This is a genomic window from Pseudomonas sp. FYR_7, assembly GCF_043106155.1.
GTDB lineage: Bacteria > Pseudomonadota > Gammaproteobacteria > Pseudomonadales > Pseudomonadaceae > Aquipseudomonas > Aquipseudomonas parafulva_B.
In genome coordinates, this window is sequence record NZ_JBICMI010000001.1 from 1 (window position 1) to 3,082 (window position 3,082).

General features: G+C 54.6%; 2 protein-coding genes. Both read right to left on the reverse strand.

Translation table 11 applies throughout. The features are described from left to right. Window positions 1-221 precede the first annotated feature (221 nt). The gene (locus ACF8R3_RS00005) at window positions 222-1,490 is read right to left on the reverse strand and encodes a protein rep (protein WP_392514511.1); all 1,269 of its coding nucleotides are present in this window, start codon (window positions 1,488-1,490) and stop codon (window positions 222-224) included. Window positions 1,491-2,115: 625 nt separating this feature from the next. Continuing rightward, window positions 2,116-2,718, reverse strand: coding sequence for a hypothetical protein (locus ACF8R3_RS00010; protein ID WP_392514513.1), 603 nt, complete (start codon window positions 2,716-2,718; stop codon window positions 2,116-2,118). Between the last annotated feature and the right edge of the window lie 364 nt (window positions 2,719-3,082).

Here is a 3,082-nt window from a genome sequence, read left to right on the forward strand (position 1 = left end):
AAAAAAACAGAATAACCCCGATGAGCTCGTTTGCAAGAGGCATCGAGCTAGTAGAGGTTTACAGTTTCCGATTCGGAAACTGCTCCCGTGAGCCGGTAGGCGAATGGGCAAGACGTGAAGATGCGTTAGCTAACTTCACCTGTCTTGCCCTGCAGCACTCCTATCCCTGCAAGATATTCCGGACGTTGCAGCAGTGTTGCTCTCGCTTGCTCAGCAAGGTTTTAAAGGGCTAATTCCGCGTGAGCGCTGTAAGGAAAACCCAATTTTTTGTCGTTGCTGGTACACGGCTGCTTAACAAATGGGGGGCCATTTAACGCACTCATTTTCGCGCCCGCGAAAATGAATCGTCTTTGCTGAGAAATGCTGCTGGCCGAATCCAGAAATCTCTGACGTGCTTGAATCGAACGCAAAAGGTGCTGAATCGCCACCCAACCGCCATTGCTCTCCGCCAAATCCAAGACCTTCGCACGCAGGCCAGCCTGGCGGATCAGCTTCCACTGCTCGATCTCCAAATGACCGAGCAAGTCAGCGTCATCACGCTGCTCCTCCGCCACCTCTTCGTCGCTCTGCTCGATCACGCCGACCTTCGCCTTGAGCCCTGCTGACCAGAACAACTGACGCTTGCCCTTCATCGCCGCGGCGTAGTCCAGGTATCGATGGCCAGCCTTCCAATCACCGTCTTGGAACAGGGCGAGCAGTGCGAAGGGATGCTTACCCTTGGCCCGACCGGCCTTGGTCGAAGCCTTAGCGATCTCTGCATCCACGCCCCAATGGCGGCTGTCATCCTGCTTAGCCAAATAGTCGCTAGCAGTACACCAGCCCTTCACATCGACGGCGTGCGATTCAAACGCGGCGATCTGGGCAGCGTTGTCTAGGTCGATCAGACCCGCACGTGCGCAGCTGGTCTTCCAACGCTCGAGCACAGTCTTTTTCATACTGTCGGCATCGGTACCGGCATCGACGAACCACAGTTCGTGGGTGTGCGGATGCCAGCCATTGTCGCCATGGGTCAGTTCAAGCGAACGGATCAACCCCTGGTAACCCGTAGATTTTTTGAAACGGCTCCAAGGCGAACCCTCGCGCAGGTACTTCAGCGCGGTCTTCTGCTGCTCCAGTAGATCCGTCAGTTCATCCCAGGCGTAGTGAGGGAACGTCAGGGTTACCATCGCCGTTTGCAGGCCCTGGGCATCAGCCCAGGCCACAGCCTTGGCCACCTCTTCACGGCGACGCTCCTGAACCTTCGCAGCGCAGACCGGGCACGCCCAAACACTGCCGCAATTCATCACTCCGCTGTAGAAAGCACTGCCATGCTCGCGCGAGGCGTGCACGCCGACCATTCCCGCCACTGGCGTCCATTTGCACTTGGCCGTGCGATGCCAGTCTTGCGGGTGCAGCAGTCCTTCCCGTTTCCCCTCATGGAGGAACAGGGCCCGTGCAGATGCAAGGAGGTCATAACGCTCTGCCCGGTTGGCCTGCAGCTTCGCTCGCAAGTCCTGGGGGGGTAGAGGATTTCGTGTACTTCCCGAGGCGCCGCCCCGACCAGCGGCGTTACGCCCTAAACCTGGTGCTGTCACGCCCACCTCCGCCAGTCCTGGCGGGGGTCGGCACTTGATAAATCACGTGCACGGTGGTCATACTATCCCCGAATCTTAACGATGAAACCCGGGGAGCGTTGGCGCGCTTTGATCCGGGTTTTGTTGTTTTTGGCGTCTCATTTTTCCTATGAGCGCTCCGTTCATCTTGCTCTGCGAGCCGCCTCGATTCAAGCCGATACCACGGCCAACTCATTGAGACTCACAGCCTTTTTCAAGAACTGGTACATATAGTCACCAACCTTGATTGCCATGCCGATAGGTTGCCATCACCAGAAGGTGTGTCAGCAGCCCACTTTGCACAAAAAATTCAAATGCCTCCGGCGGCCCTCCGGGGGCTGCTCGCCGCGAGGCAGGCGGCTGGGGTAAAAGCCCCCCAGCCACCAGCCATTAGCGTTTTTCTACGCGTGGGCTCAAGGGTTCGCTTCGCCCGTACCTCCGTTCGCCGGGGAGATGAAGCGCTTCCCCGACGAGCCGGGGGATCGGCCCTTGACCCGCTAAATCCGCTAATGACACAAAAAAATCAGAGGCCTAAAACCTGATATGCATTGTGTCGCCGCCTCCTCTCCTCACCTTCAAGAGCAACACTGATCAAGGTGTGGGTATAGAGGATGTCCAGGGCAGGCCGTATTTGCGAACGCTGGCAGGCCAAATATTTCTCAATAAGGTCGTATCCAATAAGCACCGTCTCAGATGAGTTGGGACGATAAGCAATCAGTAGCAGATAGAGCTTCAGTGCAGTCAGCGGTATCGCACCTCTGTTCGGCAACGTCCGCAACTGCTTCAGAATTCGGTCATAGGGCACCTTCCCCCAATGGTCGTCATTTTTCAAAACCGTAAGTTCGTATTCATGAACACGGCTGTCCTTACCTACCGCAACGATCCCAAAGCCCTGCAGCTTGGCTAAACCACGAATCACCATAGGTCGCGAAAGACCAGTCAAGGTCTCCAGATCTGAGAGCGATAGCTTCGCCTTCCTGGTGTAGAAATCTACTGCCGTTGAGATCGCAAGCACACATTTCAAAGCGGCAATGTTTTGGCCAGCATCCTTGCCAGCAGAAAACCTCGATAGGCCATCTTTGTCCCTGACCCACCAGGTAGGGCACATGCAAAACTTTCTGGCCATCAATCCTTCCTCATTGCCTTACACAGCTGCCGAACACATTCGGCTACGACCAGGAGAGCTACGACAGAAATTACGGTTACCAGAACCATTGGGTTGGCATCCGAAATTGCAGAAATGAACGCAGTGAAAATTTCCATAAAGTCACCAAAAAATAGAGCGCTGGCAAAAGCATACCCCACTCAATGTATGTCTATCTAGATAGAGTGGTTTTGTTTTTAACCCAAAAAAACCGCTACAGCCCTTGTTATTCAAGGGTTGTAGATTTTAAAAATGGGTAAATATAATGCGCGTATCGGTAAACCAGAAGCCTAAAAAGGCTATTTATCGGTAAACCTCACGACCCTACCAGTAAATGGGAAGGGTG